Origin of the sequence: Psychrobacter nivimaris, assembly GCF_043419765.1 — a bacterium.
GTDB lineage: Bacteria > Pseudomonadota > Gammaproteobacteria > Pseudomonadales > Moraxellaceae > Psychrobacter.
Genome location: NZ_JBHOFX010000002.1, coordinates 200601 through 221927 on the forward strand (window position 1 = coordinate 200601; position 21327 = coordinate 221927).

The window sequence follows — 21327 nt, forward strand, 5'->3', positions numbered from 1 at the left end:
CTACTCAACCGAACCAAAACGCTCTCTGACCATCGGCAACATGTTGAAGACCATTTTACCTACTGCTGTGCCATTACCATCTTGGTAATATTGCAGCAGCTCTGGAGCATACTTTCGTAAATCAATGCTATTGCTAGCGCTCGGCGTCTGCACATTACTTGGTAGGTTAGGAAACGCCAAGTCCTTAGTACTAATAGCAGAATACTGCTGCAACACATCTATCCTCATGCCTTTGTTGTTATTCGCTTCGCTAGTGTTATCTAGCTGACGACGTAAGTGCTCCCACTTGAGTTGACCACGTTTATCAAACCCGTACAGTTCCTGTACTTCTGTATTAGCAACGGCCTCACCTGACGTGGCTTCCTCATTCATTTGATTTTTTATCATAGCCAGTATTTTTTGTACGATAGACTTACTGGTGAATGCCTTTGGATTTTGAATCGACTCAAACGCTGTCATCGGTTCGGGTTCTTGTACTAACTCTGGGTATTTTTCACTGATTCGATCGTAGAAAATCTGCATATATTTCTGTTGCGACGCTTGATAATCCTCAAAGCTTTGTACTCGGCGAATGATTTGATCACTTGGTAGCATAGCCGATAACTGGTGCGCGGGCAGCTTTGGAGACAGTGAAGCAAGTGAGTTAGGAGCAACATAATTAAACTGGCTGACAGGAGCCGCGTCATAAGTCGCATCTAATGCCGCAAAGTGGCTTTTGATTACTTCACCACCAAATCCTTTAGGTAACGTACCATCATCAATGGCTATTTTTAACCACTTATTTTGCCATTTTGTACCGAGTTTATCGTCTAACAATTCTGAGTTTAGAATTGCAAAATTATCTGCCCATAAGTAAATATCACCGTTTTTAAAATCCATATATATAGGCTGGTTGATACTGCTGTGATGGTTGCGTGCTTGATATTGCGCACTAGCGAGCATCGTAGCCTTGCCTGCCATCGGTTGATAGATCCCTTGAGAGTCGATAGAAAGCGGCTTTAGTAGATACTCATCTAATAACTGTGCTTTCTTCACATCTAACGGTCTTTGTTTATCCTCATAATTATCAAATAGCGCTTGATAATCTGGTGCTACTTTTACATCGCTATCGTATTGATGGTCATCCCATGCATGATAGGCAGCTACGCACTCAAAGTACGACTGCCTTACGCTGTCACGCTTAGTATCGTAATCTACCGCTAAGATATCTTTGTTTTGCTGTTCGGCTTGCAGGATTAGAGCAGCGTACGCTTGGTCATGCGCTTCTTCGCAGTGTTCATCTACATAGTTTGATGCCGCCATTTTCTTAGTATTAGTATCGGCATCTGTAAATTGTTGGTTATTACCAATCTCAAGATTACTATGATAGCTAAAGGACTGACGACGCTGTTTTTGTAGTGCTGTTTCTAGTGTTTTTTTGGCCATGCTAGGTGCTTGTTTTACAGCCACCGTATTGGACTGGCCCAAACTGGTAGACTGGCAACCTGTTAACAACAGCGCCCCTGTCAAAAATGCGCTGGTGACTAGCAGATTGTTTTTAGTCTTAAATGGCAGACGTTGTGCAATGGTGTGATGTACTGTTTTCATTTTTTATCCTTAATAGATATGAGCGTAAATGCAATGAGATGATGTCATTTGACTTCTATTTTTCATTCATATCATCTTGAGCATCGTCAACTCGGCTCTCATCGACAGCGTCTACGCCATTGTCATTATCGTTACCATACTCATCAGTGCCATATTCATTACTGCTATAAGCACCTTCGACACCGCTATCTTGATAGTCGTAGCGTGCATAGCGGGCCGTTTGTAATCTGTCTTTTTTATCGCGCTGCGTAGCTATCCATGCATTGCCATCGATAGGAGGCGTAGCGTCTGAACCAAAAGACTCAGCAAGTAGCGGTGTCAAGGCATGACGGTTAAAGCTGGCTTTATCGTAACGTACTTGGTTTAGCATGGTTGTGGTCGACCCCATCAAATCACCACCGATATTGACACGTTGCTGCTTGGCCAGTAGTCGATCTGAGCTGTCTAAGTAATAGTAGTTGATTTGATTAAAAGAGATAGGACCGATAGCTTCGATCAGCTGCAATAGCGAACCGACATCCGCGCTTTGATAGCCTTTATTGTATAATTGCGCTTTAGCAAGTGCTGTCTTTAGTGCGGCACCATCAGGATATTTATCTGGATTGGCATCTACATAGTCTTGCAGTGATTTGGTTACATATTTGAGGGTCTTACCGATCATCTCACCGCTTTGCTGACTACCGAAATAAACTTTGACTGTGCGAGTCGCACCGACTTCTTTGGCAAACGTGTCACCACTGATATCGACTGCGCTAAAATGCTCAGGCGCGAGCTCAGCCATACTGTTCTGTATTGCGTTGAGCACTGCATCGTAGAGCACCGCTGGTGGCAACTGTGCCGTGATACTTTCAGGCAAACCAAAGCTCACCGTGTGCGAGGTCATCTGTGATGGTAGTGGCGTATTCTCAGGGTTAACAAGTGCAACAATCGGCATGATGGCCGATGGATCTACTACGACACTGCTGTTATTAAAATCAAATGCTAACGGTATTTGTATCGACGAGCTAATCGTTGGTGTGGCGTAATCGTAGCTATAGACGCTTTGTAGTTGACGCTGCTTGGGACGGTATTGACTGACGCTATTGAATGTTAAATGCTCATACTGATAAGCATTGGATGCAGCTATTTGCTCAGGAGTACGGTGGAACATATCAAGTATATTGCCAATCATGCCTGTAGATGACATTGGTAGGCTGCCACGATTTACCGTCTCTGTCTTAGCTTGCTGTTTTGCCATTTGCATGGCTTCATACTTTGCAGCCATTGATTTGGGACTTAACCCTGACATCCCTGAGAGCATACCTTCACCACCGCTACTGTATTCATCATAATTATCATAGTCGTCACTACTGTAATCATCGCTGCTATAGTCATCTGCTGTATCGTAGACATACTCGTTATCGCTGTTGGTATCACTGCTCGTAGGCTCATTCTCCCCCGCTTCAGCCAATATAGCAGCAATAGCTCTTCTCTCTGCTTCAGCTTCTGCTCTAGACTTATCATAATCATTAGGATAGTCGGACTCTATCGAATCTTTTGCGTCATCATAATCGTTATAGTCATCATTGTATGGCTCATCATCACTTTCGCTATATGCACCTTCAGGCTGATACACATAGGTTTCTATGATCGTTCTGAGCAAACTACTAGATCCTGCGTCGATACTATCTGGGTCAATGAATGGTGTTGAGCGATAGTTGGCTGTGGCGACTGCGACATGCTCGGTCGCCAAGTGCTGACGAATGGCTGCAAGCAAGTGTGATTTGGCTTGGTTTTCGGTATTTGGGTGCTTCTCTTGATCAAACAGATGCTCATAACGTGCGGCCTGAGCGTTTTGACTGGCAGTAAAAGCTTGACCCTGACGTTGGCTCTGCGCGGCGTTTGCGACACTAAAGTCCATCATGGTACTAGAGGCGCTACTATTCGACGACAGATTGGAAGATGAGCTGGTTGGAGTTGATTGGCAACCTGCGAGTACAAGTGAAGCACTACCAACTAGCAATGCTATAGACGTCAATTTACCGGTTGGATATAGATGACCGTTGTTATTTTTACCATTATAGTTTTTGTGATCAGTGTTCGATAAATAAGCAGGCGCAGTCTCAGAGTAGCGCTGTCGATTGCGGTTATTAATATGGTGTGATGACATAGTAATCTCTTTGTATGAATAGACAGTCGATAATGAGTGTACAGTGGTACCGTTATTTATATCACAAGACGTTACAACTTAGTAATATTAGCGAATATTTTTAAAGAATTTCTTCATTCATAAATAATTTGCTCTGTATAACAGCTTTCTTATCATTAGCTTCATCTACTTGAAAATTAGCCTCGTTTATTTGAAATACAGTTGATACAACTAAGCGCTATAGAAGCGTATACCACAAAAAATAATAAACAACTTTCTACTATTTCATATTTTCGTTACTATTTAGGCTTACCTACTTCCTAGCTCTATTTTTTCCACTCGCGTAAAAAGGACTTTGCGATGTCACAGTTATTATCTCGCCACCATCGAACCGCTCAGCAGCGTAAACCAAAAATTAATACCTTACTCAAATCTAGCGTCGTGCTCATTACCAGTACGCTACTACTATCTATATCCGCACAGGCCGTAGAGCCAACGACCTCAGTAAGTAATGCCACGGTCAACAACACATCAATCAATACCAGTGCCATAAACTTGGCCATCATGGCTGATAGTCCAACGGTATTATCTGAAACCAAGCGCATCACGCGAGCGAAGACAAATACACTTAGCACCACATCGAACAATGCTAACAATACTAATAGCGACCAAGCCATCTATTCTGAAGACGCCATTCATCATCCAGTTTGGGCAAAAAACGGCATGGTTGCTACCCAAGAAGCGCTTGCCTCTGATATCGGTTTACAGACTCTAAAAGACGGTGGTAATGCGGTAGATGCTGGCGTTGCAGTGGGTTTTGCCCTAGCAGTAACCTTGCCGCGTGCGGGTAATATCGGTGGCGGTGGTTTTATGATGATTTATGATGCCAAGCAAGGCAAAACAGTGGCGCTCGATTATCGTGAAAAAGCACCAAGTAGCGCCTCGCGCGATATGTACCTTGATAAAGAAGGCAATGCTGTCAGCGACTTATCTCGCTATCATGGCTTGGCCGTTGGCGTGCCAGGGACAGTAGCAGGACTACTAAAAGCATTAGAAGAGCATGGTACGATGAGCCGCGAGCAAGTAATGGCACCAGCGATAGCACTGGCTGAAGACGGTATAGAAGTCACCGCTGGCTTGTCCGAGTCACTCACGGCGTTGAGCGATCGCTTGCAAAAATGGCCAAGTACCAAAAAAGTGTTTTTTAAGCCTGATGGCAGCGCTTATCAGCCGGGAGAACGTTTAAAACAGCCTGAGCTTGCGCGTTCGCTAAAGCGGATTGCGGTACAGGGTACCGATGGGTTTTATAAGGGTGAAACCGCTCAAAAACTGGTCAAAGCAGTCAATGAAGCAGGCGGTAGCATGAGCCTGCAAGATTTGGCCAATTATCAAGCCATCGCTCGCGAACCTGTCAAAGGCGACTACCGTGGTTATGAGATTGTTTCTATGCCGCCGCCCTCCTCTGGTGGTATTCACATCGTCCAGATTTTAAATATCTTAGAAGGCTATCCGCTCAAAGACTACGGACAAAACAGCGCACAGACTATTCATCTAATGGCGGAAGCGATGCAGTTAGCGTATGCAGATCGAGCTGAGTACTTGGGAGATGCTGACTTTATCGATGTACCTGCCAGCGGCTTAACCTCACAAGCCTATGCAGACAAACTGCGTACGTTGATTGATCCCAATAAAGCCACGCCAGCAGCGACTATCAAAGCGAACAATCCTCTGCCCTATGAGAGTGATCAAACCACGCATTTCTCTATCGTTGATAAAGACGGTAATGCGATAGCCAATACTTATACGTTGAATTTCTCTTATGGTACTGGTCTCGTTGCGGACGGTACAGGCATTTTGCTCAATAATGAAATGGATGATTTTTCTGCCAAACCTGGCGTACCAAATGGCTACGGTTTACTTGGTGGCGACGCTAATGCTGTGGAAGCCAATAAGCGTCCACTGTCTTCTATGAGTCCGACACTCGTATTCAAAGACAGCAAACCTTACATCGTCACGGGTAGCCCAGGTGGTAGCCGTATCATCACGACTGTCACTCAGATTATCTCCAATGTCATCGATCATGATATGAATATCGCTGAGGCAACACATGCGCCGCGTATCCATGATCAATGGCTACCTGATGAGATTCGAGTCGAAAAAGCACTGAATATCGACACAGTGAAAAAGCTCGAGTCAATGGGTCATACGGTCAGTCCAAAATCCGCGATGGGATCTACACAATCGATCATGCTCACACCAAACGGTGTTTACGGATCGTCTGATCCACGTATTGTCGATGCGGCGGTGGTTGGTTACTAAGAAACTGACTTTAGTTATCAATTACATAGCCCTCTATACCTCGTTGTATTGAGGGCTTTTTGCTGTTGTCTATAACCGAGTTTTTATACCTTAATGACTTAACTTACGCAGATTAAACCCTTTGAACCTGTGGCTGTCTGCGGCAAATAATGCTATTATTGACGACCCCATTTAAAACGTATCAATATGGCTATCGAGGTCTTATCGGCCTCTAGATATCAGTATAATTGATTGATAATCATCAGTTATTTTATCGCTAGCTTATTTCTTTGATCGTACCAGTAAGAGTCTTCTATGGCATTTGTACATCTTGGCATTCACAGCGAATATTCCATCACCGATTCTATCGTGCGTATTAAACCGCTGGTAAAAGCTGCTGCGGCTGATAATCAGCGCGCGTTGGCATTGACCGATTTGTCCAATTTATATGCCACGGTAAAGTTTTATCGTGCCTGCTTAGGTGCGGGTATCAAGCCTATCATTGGCAGTGAAGTCATCATGGATAATGAAGACACACGCCTCACCCTACTTGCGATGAATAACGAAGGGTATCAAAACATTACCCGTATCGTATCGCTTGGGTTTACCGAAGGTCGTGCTGATCCTATCAATCATGGCACGCCAGTTATTAAGCGCAGTCATATATTAGAACATGCAGCAGGTGTGATTGTACTGCTCACCGAAAAGTCAGACGTGGGTCAAGCATTGGTCGGCTCGATGCCAGAAAAGGCCGATGAACTACTTACTGAATGGCAGTCAAAATTTGATGATCGTTTATACTTTGCGATCAAGCGTACCAATCGTTCAGGCGAAGATGCTTTTATTAAAGCAGCCATCCATTCAGGTGCCAAACACAGCATTCCTATCATTGCGCATAATGACGTGCGTTTCTTAGAGCAAGATGATTTTGATGCTCATGAAGCCCGCGTCTGTATTGCAGGCTCTTATGTCCTTGCTGATCCAAACCGTCCGCAGACTTACTCGGATGAGCAGTATCTAAAAACACAAGCTCAGATGGAGCAATTATTCGCTGATATTCCGCAGGTCATTGATAATACCTTGCGTCTCGCTACACGCTGCAATGTCACCTTGACACTTGGGATTAACGTCCTACCTGATTTTCCTGTTCCTGAAGGCGAGACGATTGAATCGTTTTTCCGTGCCGAGTCACAACGCGGTCTTGAGCAGCGCTTAGACAAGCTGTTTCCTGTCGAGGCACGTACGGACAATTGGAACGATTTCCGTCAGAGATATGATGAACGCCTAGCATATGAGTTAGATATTATTCTATCCATGGGCTTCCCTGGTTACTTCCTAATCGTCATGGACTTTATCCGCTGGGCAAAAGCCAATGGCGTGCCAGTAGGCCCTGGACGTGGTTCTGGTGCAGGTTCATTGGTCGCATACGCATTAAACATTACCGACCTTGACCCGATTCATTACGATCTACTATTCGAGCGCTTCTTGAACCCTGAGCGTGTATCGATGCCCGATTTCGATATCGACTTTTGTATCGAAGGTCGTGACCGCGTCATTGATTATGTCGCGCAAACCTATGGCCGTGATGCCGTATCGCAGATTATTACCTTTGGTACCATGGCAGCGAAAGCAGTTGTGCGAGATGTGGCACGCGTACAAAGCAAATCGTACTTTTTAGCCAATAAAATATCTAAGCTGATCCCAAAAACGCCTGGCATCACACTGAGCCAAGCGCTTGAGCAAGAACCACAGCTCAAAGACTTGATCTCTAATCCTGACAATATGGATTATGAAGATGCCATTGAGATTTGGGAGATGGCGATTAAGCTTGAAGGCGTCTGCCGAAACGTCGGTAAACATGCCGGTGGCGTATTGATTGCTCCGCACAAGATCACTGACTTTAGTGCCATTTACTGTGATGATGAAGGTCACCGCGTCAGCCAGTTCGATAAAGACGATGTAGAAGCTGTCGGTTTGGTAAAGTTTGACTTTTTGGGTCTACGTAACTTAACCGTCATCAACGCGGCAGTTGAAAATATCAATTTACGCCGTGCAAAAGAAAACGTACCTGCCTTAGTTTTAGAAGATTTGCCGTTAGATGACAGCAAAGCCTATAAGCTGCTGCAAGATGCCAAAACCACGGCGGTCTTTCAGCTAGAAAGTATGGGCATGAAAAAATATCTGGCCAAATTGCAGCCGACCAATATCGAAGATGTCATCGCCATGTGTGCGCTGTATCGTCCCGGCCCACTCGATGCAGGCATGGTAGAGATGTATATCGACCGTAAGCATGGTCGTGAGGAAGTCATTTATGACCATCCCAATCTTGAGCCGATTTTAGAAAACACCAATGGCGTTATTGTCTATCAAGAACAGGTAATGCAAATCTCGCAGGTGATGGCAGGCTATAGTTTGGGCGGTGCTGATATGCTACGCCGTGCGATGGGTAAAAAGAAACCTGAAGAGATGGCCAAGCAGCGCGATATCTTTGTCACGGGTGCCACCTCACAAGGTATCGATGAGGTCACGTCAGGCGGTGTATTTGACTTGATGGAAAAGTTTGCCGGTTACGGTTTTAACCGCTCGCATTCTGCGGCTTATGGCGTATTGGCTTATCAAACGGCTTATCTAAAGCAATACTACCCTGCTGAATTTATGGCAGCGGTCTTAACTTCAGATATGAACAACACCGACAACGTCGTGTTCTTTATCAATGACTGCCGTGAAAACTTTGGGTTGACCGTAGTCAATCCTTCGGTCAATCGCAGTGAGTGGCATTTCGTTGCCGATACTCCGACCAATATCATCTATGGTCTTGGCGCAATCAAAGGCGTGGGTGAAGGCGCGGTAGAGTCTATCGTAGATGCACGCCGCACGGATGGTCCTTTTAAAGATTTATATGACTTCTGCCGCCGTGTGGACATCAAAAAAGTCAATAAGCGCACACTTGAAGCATTAGTCAGTGCTGGCTGTTTTGATGACTTTGCCGCCACGCTACGACCTGACTTGCCAGCCGATGAAGCTTACGAGATTCGCGGCGCTTTGATGAGTCAATTGCCAAGCGCGGTACAAGCCGCTGAGCAAGACCGTCAAAACCGCGAAATCGGTATGATGGATTTGTTTGGTGAAATGGATGGTGTGGTCGCAGCACCGCCGTTAGTGATGACGCCAGAACTCATCTGGGGTGACAAACACCGCCTAAAAGCGGAAAAGAACACCTTGGGATTGTACTTAACGGGACATCCAATCAATGAGTATTTGGATGAGTTGAAACGCTATACCTCTGGTGCGCGTCTCGACAAGTTAACCGATACTGGCTATAACGGCAGTTGCTATTTCTCGGGGCTTATTATAGATATTGCCAACTTTGGTAATCGTAACGTGATTACTTTAGATGACGGTACATCGAGACTCGAGGTCAGCTGTTATGCTGAGCGTTTTAACCGTGTCAAAGAGCAGTTGAAAATCGATGAAGTCGTCATTATCAAAGGCAGCATCCGTGAGCGTGATGGACGTTTGTTTGCACGTCTCGATAGTGCCATGAGCATGGTAGATGCGAGACTACGTTGGCTCAAAAAAATCAGTATCAAAGTTCACGGTAGTGATATTAATTTGCTCACACGTCTACAACCACTACTTAAATCAGCCCAAGCTGACATTATTCCCGAGCCGCGTCTGGCTTATAACCAAGAGCAAGACGAACAAGGTAATGGCGGTAACAATGTCTACGACCCTGCAATGGGTGGCAGCTTGTATGATGAGAACGGTAATGATTTATTGGCATTAGAGAGCGACATGAACCATGATGCGGCCAATCAAAACGGTATGTCAGCCAGTTATGCCAATAATGCCCTGAGTAATACTGACGCTTCTATCAATGATAACTGTCTGCCACTTGGACTAAGTATTTATGAAGTCTATGGCATCGCAAATGTTGGACTGTCTGAGCACTGGCGCGTTTATCCAAATGACGACAACCTGCAGACATTAAAGACTTTGGTCAGTGAAGAGAACTTACATTTCCATTACAGCTAAGACGTACATTACGTTTTAAAAATTCATTATAGTAATCTTATTGCTTTAACTTTTATAAATTGGACAACCACCATGGATGACACTACAAATAATAATATGCTCGGACAAACTGATGAAGAAATTATCAATCATGAACAGTTCGAGGACATGCGTGACCTGCTCGAAGAAGACTTTGTTGATTTGATACAAGTATATTTTGCTGATAGTAAGCAAAGAGTTGCAGCGCTACGAATTGCCCACCAAAAAGACGATAACGCCCATGGCTTCGAAACTGCTCATGCTTTAAAAGGTGCTAGCGCCAACTTAGGTACGACTCAATTAGTCCGTCTTAGCAGCCAGTTACAAGAATACTGCCGTGAGCGCCGTATCAATGAGCAAGCCGTCCTGATCGAAGAGATTGCCATTGCGTTACACCGTGCTGAACAAGAAATCAATCAGAGACTGGAACAATAATGAGTAACGACGCTTCATTAGCCGTATCATCACGCACAGTGAACGACTACCTTGATTGCTTGCAAGTAGTCATGGTCAATACAACTTTACCTGCCAATATTGGTTCGGCTGCCCGCGCGATGCATACCATGGGCTTGTCTCACTTAACGGTGGTCGATCCCAAATTACCGATTGACGAAACCAGTGTGTCTCATGCAGCGGGTGGCAGTGAGTTATTATCGTCAGCTTTGATTGCACCTACTTTAGAGTCTGCTATCTCTGGCTGTCAGTTGGTGTTTGCCGCTAGCAGTCGTAGCCGTCACTTACCTCGCCCTGTCGTGACACCTACGCAAGCCGCTAAGATTATGTTTGACTTTATCGATGCGCAGGCAGCTTTAAGTGCAGACGATAGTAATGCTGATACCTCATCTGCTGCTACTTCTAACAAATCAAATATTGCTATTCTATTTGGACGTGAAGACCGTGGATTGACCAATGAAGAATTGGCTTATGCCGATTATCATATTCAAATTGACGCCAATCCTGCTTACCCTGTGCTAAATGTCGCATCAGCGGTGCAAGTCATCGCCAGCTTTATCTTTGCTTATGCTCAAATGCACACTCAGACAGTGGATAGTCTAGATTCGGATACAAGCACAGACGCCCAATCGACAATCAATGTGAATTTGCGTCAGCAATGGGATGAGCCTGCTATTAATCAGCAGCAGCTGCAACAGCTCACTCAGCGTACCACTGACCTTATGGTGCAGCGTGGATTAGCAAATAGCGAACATTTGAAGTCATTGCCATCACGCTTGTCTAGACTTGGGTCACGCCTACAGCTTGATCAAAAAGAATATCAGCTATTAAGCGCTTTGATTGCAAAACTATCAAAAGACTAAAACAAGCCATAGTTTATAAGCTTGTTTTTATTTGACAGCTTTTTACTATATTTTGCCGTATAAAGCTGTTATAACTTGCAGAAGCTTAGCGAAAATATATATTCCTGATTATCCGAACTTTATGACCACAGATTAGAGGCATCGCTGTTTTCGCAACGACACTCTACCGACGAATAGATAGGACGCTTTATGTCATTGCCATCCAAATTATTCAAATCACTTGTTACTATCAAGAATGATTTGAAAGAAGATATTGATGCAGTATTCACCCGAGATCCTGCAGCGCGTAATAGTCTGGAAGTGATCCTAACTTATCCGGGCATACATGCGCTTGTTTTGCATCGCGGTGCACACTGTCTTTGGAACAATGAACAGAAACTAGCCGCTCGCGTGATCTCTTACGGCTCGCGCATCATGACAGGTATCGAGATTCACCCTGCTGCCAAGATTGGTAGACGCTTTTTTATCGATCATGGTGTTGGCGTCGTCATCGGTGAGACTGCTGAGATCGGCAACGATGTGACGCTATACCATGGTGTTACTTTGGGCGGTGTGTCTTGGAATAATGGCAAGCGTCACCCAACGCTAGAAGACGGTGTAACGGTCGGTGCTGGTGCAAAAGTTTTGGGGCCGTTTACTGTTGGTAAAAATGCTAAAATCGGCTCGAACGCAGTGGTAGTCAAGCCAGTACCAGCAGGTGCTACGATGGTCGGCAGTGCCGCGCGTATGATCTCAGATCATCACGATGAAAAAGGTAATCCAATCGCGACAAAAGTACAAGATGCCAAGCAACAAGAAAAAGTTGCGCAAGCTGGTGAGAGCAACGATCAAACTAAAGATACTACCCCTACTGCCAAACGCACCAATACCTTCCGTGCTTATGGTATCGACCCTTATTCACAAGACCCTGTTGCAGAAGCTTTTGCTAAAATGCTTGAGCACATCCAACAATCAGAAAATCGTCTCGATCAACTGCAGTCAGCGATGTGTGATATTGATCCCAATTTTTGCAAAAAAGAGTATGACAAACTGTGTCTAGAGGATTTAGATGTGATTGGTCGTGCTGATGTAGAAGATATCAATGATGAAAAAAATCGCTAAGACAATCGTTAGAAGTAGGCAGTACTGTTACCGTATAAACTGATAACAAATGCTTATACGAATTGTAGAAAAGACACAATAAATTCAAGGCGGTCTTAGATAAAATCTACCATATCCGCATACATGGTAGATTGACTTGCTTGACTTCCTAGCAAATTCCAATCTTTCGAATCGCTGACTTTCATCTCAGAGTAAGCTGCACAAGCTAAGAAGTTCTCTGATGAGTTGATAACTTAGAAGACCTTTGTTCGTCCTGTATATCCAATATTACTCAATGTATACAACAACGATATAATCAAAATTAGATTGTGCTATATCTCTGTGCCTGCGCTATACCAGATATTTAACAATTTTTACTAAATAAATATATCCTGACCTCACCGCTTCTTGTGAGCTTTGATTTATCATATTGTTAAAATTAGAAAAAATTATTTAGCAGCCTTTCCGCACTGTTTACTTCACTAAAGCTATCAATTATTTCATTTTTAACCGTCTGCGACATGTATTTAGTACTTTTTAGTATCAGTAGTAGGTTTGAAATCGCCCAAGTAATCGTAAATAAAAATCTTTCTAGTAATTAATAAATTGATATCGACATACTGAATGGGGTGGCACTTCTCTTTATTGTATTCAAGATATTGATAAAACTCGTCCCTCTGTTGACCATTCCACTTATATCCATAAGGCATATTTCCTGAAAACGTTCTATGACTCTCAACTTTATGACCATCTATGGTCAATCTTAATATCTTCATTTTACTTGTGTCGGTATAACTACTTCGTAGATACAAACACCCTTCCTTTATATTATTTGGTTTTTCTGCTTTTCTTTCAGCGATATAGCGCACACCCCAGACCTCAAAAATAAAGTATCCGCATAATAAAGTTATGATGATAAGTTTTTGATGTCCGAGATAGATACCGCGGATTTTTTTACTATAACTTTTCATCCTTCTCTTCTTATAATTTTTAGGTTTCATCAATAACTGGGGTTAGTTTAAAACTAGCTATATTTAAATGTAATAGACCAACGTTCTTTACCACAGGGTATTTATCTTCGGTAAGGGTTTTAAGATGCTCGGAAGGCGTGTTATCGCAGGCAGATAAAGTAGAGATTATTATTACTAATAAACTCGTGACTATCTTTTTCTTCGAAAAGTTCATTGGTTTTTTGCATAGGTAGTAGTGTCTTGAAGATTACATCGTCACTTATACTAACAATTGCCTATATAATCGCATAGTTTTTATTAGATTTTTGTCTAGGAAACTGATGCGCTGAGGCAGAGTGAATGCTGAATAGCGATAGTTTTAGGTGAAAAGATATAATAGCAGTTAAGATATGGCTACTCATTAGAAAAATTAGAGCTTGGTTAAAATCAATTCTTCAACCCCTGCTTCCTCATGAGCTTTAAATGGATAACGATCTGCCATTATTATCCAATCAGACATTGGTTTAGATACTAATTTCTTGCTTAGGCTATTATTTTCTTTTGATAATTTGATGAGCAAGATATCAATGTCTATCGTCACACGCCTTATTTGGTTAGGCTCAGTCTGTCGGCATCTATTACAATCGCCTTCAAGCGTTTTAAAAGTTTGCTGTAGTTGTTGCAGACTCATCGGTGTGGTCAATGTTAGATGGACACACTGATTGGTATAATCAGGTTTTGGTAATTGGGTAGTCGCAGTAAAATCAGGATTTTGAAAAGCCGTAGACAATCGCACCTCACCTAGCGCTGCCAAGCGCTGCCGAGCAAGCGGGAGATACTTGTCGGCTTGATAGTTACTACCTAGCGCTAACACTAGCTCTACCACGGGATGCGTTTGCACAGTCTCAGGTGCGCATTGTGTTAGCATTTTCAAATCCACTGACGTTTTATGCATCATCAGCTTGGCTGACGTTAACTTCTTTGGCAGCTTTTTTAGTAGCTGGCTCGTTGGTTGATGCTGGCGCATAGCGCGTTATTTGCACCCCTACCGTATCCGCTTGAGCAATAGCGGTAGGCTTAGCAATGCTCAACGTTATTTTTTGACAGTCATATTTTGCAAATATCTTATCAGAGATCTGACCAGCCAAATGCTCAAGCAGCTTCGCTTGAATCTCTTTGCACCACTCACTCACATCATCGCAGACTTCTTTATAACTCAGGGCATCGCTGACATCATCTGACACAGCAGCACGGCTAATGTCAGTCTCAAGCGCGATATCAATGAGTAATGGCTGAGTAATGGCTCGCTCCCAATCAAACACACCGATTACTGCATCGACTTTTAGACCTTTTATAAATACCACGTCAGACTGAGTATGAAACATGCTTTCATCCTTGTTTGCTAATTTTTTTCGTGTTTTTGAAATTTATTTAACCGATTGTAGTGCTTCTTCACGTAGGCGCGCCGCTTTTAACACTTTACTTGGACGATGGCGCCACAGGTCAATGCTGAATAATAACAGACCTAACCAAATCAGACCAAATACTGCTAAACGATGTAAATCGAACGGTTCTTTATAATAGAACACTGCCAAAAAGAAAATGAAGGTCGGCGTCAGATAATTCATAAAGCTTAAGATACTGTATGCAACGAGCTTGGTAGATTTATTGAATAATAAAAGCGGTATTAGCGTAATCGGGCCTGCGATCATGAGCAGCCAAATATTTGAGCTAAACCAAAAGCTCAGTTGATGACTTGCCACATCAGATTGCCAAAACCACCACAGACATAACGGTACTAGCATGGCGGTCTCGACAAACATGGCATCAACAGCAGTCAATGGCGTTTGTCGTTGAATCGTCCCGTAAGTACTGAAACTGAACGCCAAAATCAACGATATCCACGGCAGACTGCCAAGCATCACCACTTGAATGACCACAGACAATAATGCAAAGCCAATGGCTACCCATTGCAAAGGACGCAAACGCTCTTTGAATAAAATCATGGATAGTGCAACGCCAACCAATGGCCCAATAAAGTAACCCAAACTGGCCTCAAGGATACGGTCTTGATTGACCGCCCATACATAGGTCAGCCAGTTAGTTGCGATAATTAACCCAGAGACGAGTGATAGCGCAATCCATCTTGGGTTTTGCTTGAGCGTTTCTATCCACCCCCAGCGTTTGGTAGCCACTAACACAATCAGTAGGCAACAAAACGTCCAAACGATACGGTGACCTATGATCTCCGTCGCATCATAATTAGATAGCTGTTTGAAGTATAACGGAAATCCGCCCCAAATAAAGAACGCGATAAGCGCAGTAATAATGCCGCGTCTGGTTGTGGTTATCGGGGCAACGGGTTTTTTGATGACATTTTGGGTAGTCATAATATAGGACAACTTTTTAGAGCAAAGCGCACTCTCACCTAATTCTAATTATTATTGTCAATTGAATCGTGAAAGCGCAGGGTTACTACAGTGAGATTATAAGGTAAAAAGCAATGTACTCATGCCAATAGTGACATGAGTACATTGCTAACGATGTTAGATTAAACTTTTAAGAGTTAATGGTAGCTTAGCGACTTACTCAGCAACAGTATCCACTTGGATAGACATACCGATTTGGTTGGCAAGTTCAGCAAATCCTGGGAAACTGGTATTAACCGTTTCAACCCCTTCAATGGTAATTTGCTTGGATGCACGCAGACTGGCTACAGAGAAGCTCATTGCAATGCGGTGATCATGATGAGAGACAATATGACCGCTACCGAAGACAGGTTGGCTATTGTTTACTTCACCGTTTTCAGTAGCAGCGCCTTTACCTTCGATAATGAGACCATCATCAGTCACAGTACAATCAATACCAAGTGTATGTAACCCTTCTGCCATCACAGCGATACGGTCCGATTCTTTAACACGCAGCTCTTTAGCACCAGTCAATACCGTACGACCTTGGGCACAGCTGGCTGCGATAAACAGCACAGGGAACTCATCAATCGCCAGTGGTACAAGATGCTCTGGTATTTCAATACCGACTAGGTTTGAGCTACGAATCGTAATATCAGCAACTGGCTCGCCGCCCACATGTGTTTCATTGCTTAGGCTAATATTTGCATTCATTAATTTTAGAATATCAATGACGCCAGTACGCGTAGGGTTGATACCTACTTGGGTCAAGGTCAGCTCGCTATTTTGACTGATGGCCGCTGCTACCATAAAAAATGCTGCAGATGAGATATCAGCAGGAACAGCGATATCGCCGCCTGTTAGTGTGCCGCCGCCAGTGACACTGATGCGATTGCCTTCTACGGTTACTTGATAACCAAAGGCTGATAGCATACGCTCAGTGTGGTCACGGCTGATCTCAGGTTGTGTGACCGTTGTCGTACCCTCGGCCCATAGACCTGCTAGTAGCAAGCAAGACTTTACCTGAGCTGAAGCGACTGGCATGTCATATTCAGTGCCTTGTAATGGCTTACCCACCGTGTCACGACCGGTGATACTAAGAGGCGCAGTACCACTATGACCAGTACTCTGAATCACAGCTCCCATAGACCGTAGCGGTGCCGCCACGCGCTCCATTGGGCGTTTATTCAAGCTAGTATCACCTGTCAACACGCTATCAAACGATTGCGCCGCCAAGATACCAGACAGCAGACGCATACTGGTACCAGAGTTACCCATGTACAAAGGGGTTTTGCTAGGTTTTAAACCATTCATACCGACGCCATGAATGGTCAAATTGCCATTATCAGGGCCTTCGATAGTCACACCCATATCACGGAATGCTTGTAGCGTTGCTAGCGCATCTTCCCCTTCCAAAAACCCAGTCACATTTGTCACGCCTGTGGCAAGACTGCCGAGCATAATGCTGCGATGCGAGATAGATTTGTCACCAGGAATGGCGATGGTGCCAGAAACAGTATTGCTAGGGGTAATATTATAAGAAGCTGACATAGCAGAAGTATCCGTATAAGGGGTGCTGGCTAACATATGGCCGAAATGTCGCCGTGCGGCTTGCGCGCGGCCCAAAAGTCCTATCAGGGCGGTTGAATCTTTATCAATGATAAGCTGGCGCATTGTCTGTAAATAGACACCATACTCATCAAGGGCGCTGACAATCGCGCTTTGGTTGGCAAAAAATATATCATGCCACATTTTAGGATCACTGGCAGCGATACGGGTAAAATCGCGGAACCCACCAGCGGCATAACGAAACATATCTAAATTGTCATCATGGCTTGCCAATTGCTCAACTAAGTTGAAGGCAAGTAAATGTGGCAAATGGCTGGTGTGCGCTAATATGCGGTCATGGTGCTCAGCATCCATTGACATGACATTTGCGCCTACTGATTCCCATAATAGTCGCAACTTTGCAATAGCGGTTGCACTGGTCGTCGGTAGCTCGCAAATAATGACGCTATGATTAACAAATAAACTGGCGCGGCGCGCATGATACCCTGAATTTTCAGCCCCAGCAATTGGATGCGCTGGCACCAATCCTGTCGGCAGCGAACCGAACACTGCTTTAGCGGCATCAATGATATTGACTTTAGTACTACAGACATCCGTCATGATGCAATCACTGGTAAGCTGTCCGTTATCTATCGCTTGTTTGATATCAACAAACACTGCTTGAACAGCCTGTACTGGCACTGCAATAATGATTAAATCACTGCCAGCGATGACGTCCTGTAAGTTTGCACTACCTGCATCTAGCAGACCATGCTCGATGGCTTCTGTGATACTTGGTGCATGCCTATCGACTGCTACCAAACGCTCGCTCAAGCCATTATCTTTAATAGCTTGCGCAAAACTGGCACCAATCAGCCCAAGTCCAATCACACAAACTTGTTTAAATATAGATGGCGTAGTATTTAGAGGCGATTGAAGTTTATTATTTTTCTGACTACTCACGGCTTTTCTCGTTGGACACACTAAGACATAGATAGGGCCAGTCTTAGTGTTATAAATTTTAATGGCTAATTAAGAACAATTTTTAAATTACAAAGCACTTATGGATACGCTTAGTCTTCAGTCAAAATAGAACGCAGAGTATCAATCAAACGCAGATTGTCTTCAGCCACACCTACTGTGATACGCAGCCAGTTAGGTAATCCATAAGTATCCAACGGACGGACAATAACGCCTTGTTCAAGTAGCGCCTGATGGATAGAAGCAGCGGTTATATCTTCCATCTCAACCTGCACTTCGACCATAATAAAATTGGCATGCGACTTCACAAAACCCAATCCTAGCGCGTCAAACTGCTTTTCCAACCAACGCATTTGCTCATCGTTTATCAGACGAGTTTTTTCGATAAAGTCTTGATCGGCAAGTGCAGCAGCAGCGGCAGCTAAACCAACACGGCTGACGTTAAATGGCTGACGAATTCGGTTTAGTAAATCCGCCACTGCCATCGAGCTTAGAGCATAACCGACGCGTAAACCTGCCAGCCCATAAGCTTTAGAAAAAGTACGTACAATAATGACATTATCGAACTCATCCAATAATGCGCGGTTGTTACTCTCAGGACTATACTCGATATAAGCTTCATCCAGTACCACCAAGACTGAGCTTGGTACACTGGCAACGAACTGGCGCAGCTCTTTTTGCTCTAGCTGCGTACCCGTTGGATTGTTCGGATTGGCAATAAAGACGATTTTGGTATTCGGATTGTCTTGAACCGCTTGGCTCATGGCTTTTAAATTGTGGCCAAAGCGTTGAGCAGGCACTTCAATTCCTGTGGCACCTTGCATCTTCGCTAGCATAGGATATACCACAAAAGCATACTGACTATAGACGATGGCATCATCAGCACCCACAAAGCTGCGTGCTAAAATATCGAGCAAATCATCAGAGCCATTACCTAAGGTAATTTGATTGGCATTGACATCGTTAAAGTCAGCCAGCGCTTGCTTTAGATAGTAACCATTGCCATCAGGATAGCGCGACAACTGCCCTAGCTGCTCAGTCACTGCTAGCGTCACTCGTGGGGAGCATCCCATCGGATTCTCATTGCTAGCCAGCTTGACCACGTCTGAGACACCATACTCACGTGTCAGCTCCTCAATTGGCTTACCGGTTTGATAAGGTGCCAATGCCAAAATACTGTCGTAAGCTGGCGTTAACGGCGATAGATCTGACGCGGTCAATTGAGTAGTCTGCATGGTTTATCCTTAGATGGTATCTGTAAATGCTTTGTTTGAATGCTATCTGCAAAAGCTAAGACCCATCTATTATGTATGAATACCAGTGAGTAAGCCTATAGTTGTCTATAGGACAGCTTTTGGATATGAGCCCAATATGCGTAAATCCTTGACCAATGGACGAATATCATTGATGGCAGCGCTAACGTTTGGATCATTAACATGACCATTCATATCGATAAAGAATACGTATGCCCACTTGTTAGGACGCTCAGGACGCGTCTCAATACTGGTCATCGATACGCCATGATATGACAAAGGTTTTAATATTTCGATCAGTGCGCCTGCTTTATCATGAGCGGAGACGACGATAGAAGTTTTGTCTTGACCAGATGGCGCAATCGCTTCATGACCGATAATAAGGAAGCGTGTAGTGTTACTTGGATTGTCTTCGATGTTTGAGTACAGCTTATGCAAGTCATACTCTGCAACAGCAACATCACCTGCAATCGCAGCTGAATGCCATTCGTTTTTGAGGCGGCGAGCGGCTTCACCATTACTTGATACAGCAACGCGTTCGACATTAGGGAAGTTTACATCTAGCCAATGACGGCACTGAGCAAGCGACTGCTGGTGTGAATAAATACGGCTCAAGCCATCAATCTTGGTATGTTCAGCAACCAAGAAGTTTTGATGAATTGGCAGTTCAACTTCGCCAATGATTTTCAAAGTAGAAGACAAGAAACCATCTAGAGTATGGTTGACGACGCCTTCTGAAGAGTTTTCAACAGGAACCACGCCATACATCGCTGTCCCCGCTTCGACTTCGCGGAACACATCAGTAATGGTTGTCATCGGTACGGTATCCGCTGCTTTACCAAAATGCTTGAGCGCAGCGGCATGCGTGAAGGTACCGACAGGTCCCAAGAAGGCAATACGCTGCGGCGCTTCTAAATCCAAGCATACTGACATGATTTCACGGAATAAACGCGCCATTTTCTCATCAGCGATGGGACCTGCATTACGCTCCATGACAGCTTTTAGTACCTGTGCTTCACGCTCAGGGCGGTAAAAGATAGGATTGCTATTGTCATCAGCGGCGGTATGATTTTTCTTTACCATGGCTACTTGCTGAGCCAGCTTTGCACGGTTGTTGATTAACGTTTGAATCTCACAGTCTACTGCGTCAATATTTTGGCGAATATTGTCTAAAAACTCTTTTTCAGTTGCGGTATCGCTAGCGCCTGTAGTGGTTTGATTTAGATTATCCATTGTTTGCTCTGGTGACTGCTCGCTCATTACCGCCCATCCTTTTTAGATTTTATCGCTGTTAGATATTACTATTATTTAAACTCTACTATTACGTAGCTATTACTTAGGTAGCACTATTGCCAAATCTGACTGTTTTCTGTTTTTAGTTAAAGACTAAGCCTGATAGTAGAAACTATCTTCAAAACCAACCTCAGAACAGTCTATCAAAAACACCCTATATTGCTAGTGCCATTTGGCGTTAATGCTATATTTACTGCCAAATACAGCAGCTTGATACATAGCCGGCTCTACTATAGCAAAAACTAAGGTCAGTGCCCATGCGTAAATGCGTATAAATATACCAACTGTGATTAATATTAGCACAGCTGAGCCAGATAACAGTGGCGCATAGCATAACTATGAGGCAACACCTGCCCAAAACTGTGTTACAGTTCCAGTTCAGCTCCCTACCCTGTTATATATAAGAGGAGCATCATGTGATTAATAAGAAAA

The 21327-nt window shown here is 44.0% G+C and carries 14 protein-coding genes; 5 read left to right on the forward strand and 9 right to left on the reverse strand.

All coding sequences use genetic code 11. The features are described 5' to 3' along the window. Nucleotides 1-1587 (reverse strand): hypothetical protein, encoded by a 1587-nt coding sequence (locus tag ACHEVO_RS04255; protein WP_394124057.1) that lies wholly within the window; start codon nt 1585-1587, stop codon nt 1-3. 55 nt (nt 1588-1642) lie between these two features. After that, nucleotides 1643-3736, reverse strand: a complete 2094-nt coding sequence (locus tag ACHEVO_RS04260) for a hypothetical protein (RefSeq protein WP_394124058.1) — start codon at nt 3734-3736, stop codon at nt 1643-1645. 339 nt (nt 3737-4075) lie between these two features. Here ACHEVO_RS04260 and ggt point away from each other — a divergent pair, with 339 nt between their 5' ends. The 5 genes from ggt to cysE all read left to right on the forward strand — a co-directional run bounded on the left by ggt (nt 4076) and on the right by cysE (nt 12483). After that, entirely contained in the window at nt 4076-6034 is a 1959-nt protein-coding gene (ggt, locus tag ACHEVO_RS04265; RefSeq protein ID WP_394124059.1) for a gamma-glutamyltransferase, read from the forward strand. Between the two features lie 294 nt (nt 6035-6328). Further along, nucleotides 6329-10048 carry a DNA polymerase III subunit alpha gene (gene dnaE / locus ACHEVO_RS04270; RefSeq protein WP_394124060.1) on the forward strand — a complete coding sequence of 1240 codons (3720 nt, stop codon included), beginning with the start codon at nt 6329-6331 and terminating at the stop codon, nt 10046-10048. A 72-nt stretch (nt 10049-10120) separates the two neighbouring features. After that, nucleotides 10121-10501 (forward strand): Hpt domain-containing protein, encoded by a 381-nt coding sequence (locus ACHEVO_RS04275; RefSeq protein ID WP_394124061.1) that lies wholly within the window; start codon nt 10121-10123, stop codon nt 10499-10501. Beyond that, nucleotides 10501-11382, forward strand: coding sequence for an RNA methyltransferase (locus ACHEVO_RS04280; protein WP_394124062.1), 882 nt, complete (start codon nt 10501-10503; stop codon nt 11380-11382). Before ACHEVO_RS04275 ends, ACHEVO_RS04280 begins: the two co-directional genes overlap by 1 nt. A 189-nt stretch (nt 11383-11571) precedes the next feature. Further along, nucleotides 11572-12483, forward strand: coding sequence for a serine O-acetyltransferase (gene cysE / locus ACHEVO_RS04285; protein ID WP_394124063.1), 912 nt, complete (start codon nt 11572-11574; stop codon nt 12481-12483). A 506-nt stretch (nt 12484-12989) separates the two neighbouring features. Here the strand turns inward: cysE and ACHEVO_RS04290 are convergent. From ACHEVO_RS04290 to pheA, 7 genes are all read right to left on the reverse strand, one after another. Further along, nucleotides 12990-13433, reverse strand: coding sequence for a hypothetical protein (locus ACHEVO_RS04290; protein ID WP_394124064.1), 444 nt, complete (start codon nt 13431-13433; stop codon nt 12990-12992). A 409-nt stretch (nt 13434-13842) separates the two neighbouring features. Further along, nucleotides 13843-14370, reverse strand: coding sequence for a 2-amino-4-hydroxy-6-hydroxymethyldihydropteridine diphosphokinase (locus ACHEVO_RS04295; protein ID WP_394124065.1), 528 nt, complete (start codon nt 14368-14370; stop codon nt 13843-13845). Further along, a complete protein-coding gene (folB, locus tag ACHEVO_RS04300; protein WP_394124066.1) occupies nt 14360-14797 on the reverse strand; it encodes a dihydroneopterin aldolase in 438 nt (145 codons plus the stop codon). Before folB ends, ACHEVO_RS04295 begins: the two co-directional genes overlap by 11 nt. Before the next feature lie 42 nt (nt 14798-14839). Then, entirely contained in the window at nt 14840-15802 is a 963-nt protein-coding gene (rarD, locus tag ACHEVO_RS04305; RefSeq protein ID WP_394124067.1) for an EamA family transporter RarD, read from the reverse strand. 195 nt (nt 15803-15997) lie between these two features. Then, nucleotides 15998-18331, reverse strand: a complete 2334-nt coding sequence (locus tag ACHEVO_RS04310; RefSeq protein WP_394124068.1) for a bifunctional prephenate dehydrogenase/3-phosphoshikimate 1-carboxyvinyltransferase — start codon at nt 18329-18331, stop codon at nt 15998-16000. A 110-nt stretch (nt 18332-18441) separates the two neighbouring features. Further along, entirely contained in the window at nt 18442-19584 is a 1143-nt protein-coding gene (hisC, locus tag ACHEVO_RS04315; protein WP_394124069.1) for a histidinol-phosphate transaminase, read from the reverse strand. Between the two features lie 105 nt (nt 19585-19689). After that, nucleotides 19690-20862, reverse strand: coding sequence for a prephenate dehydratase (gene pheA, locus ACHEVO_RS04320; protein ID WP_394124070.1), 1173 nt, complete (start codon nt 20860-20862; stop codon nt 19690-19692). Nucleotides 20863-21327: the final 465 nt, after the last annotated feature.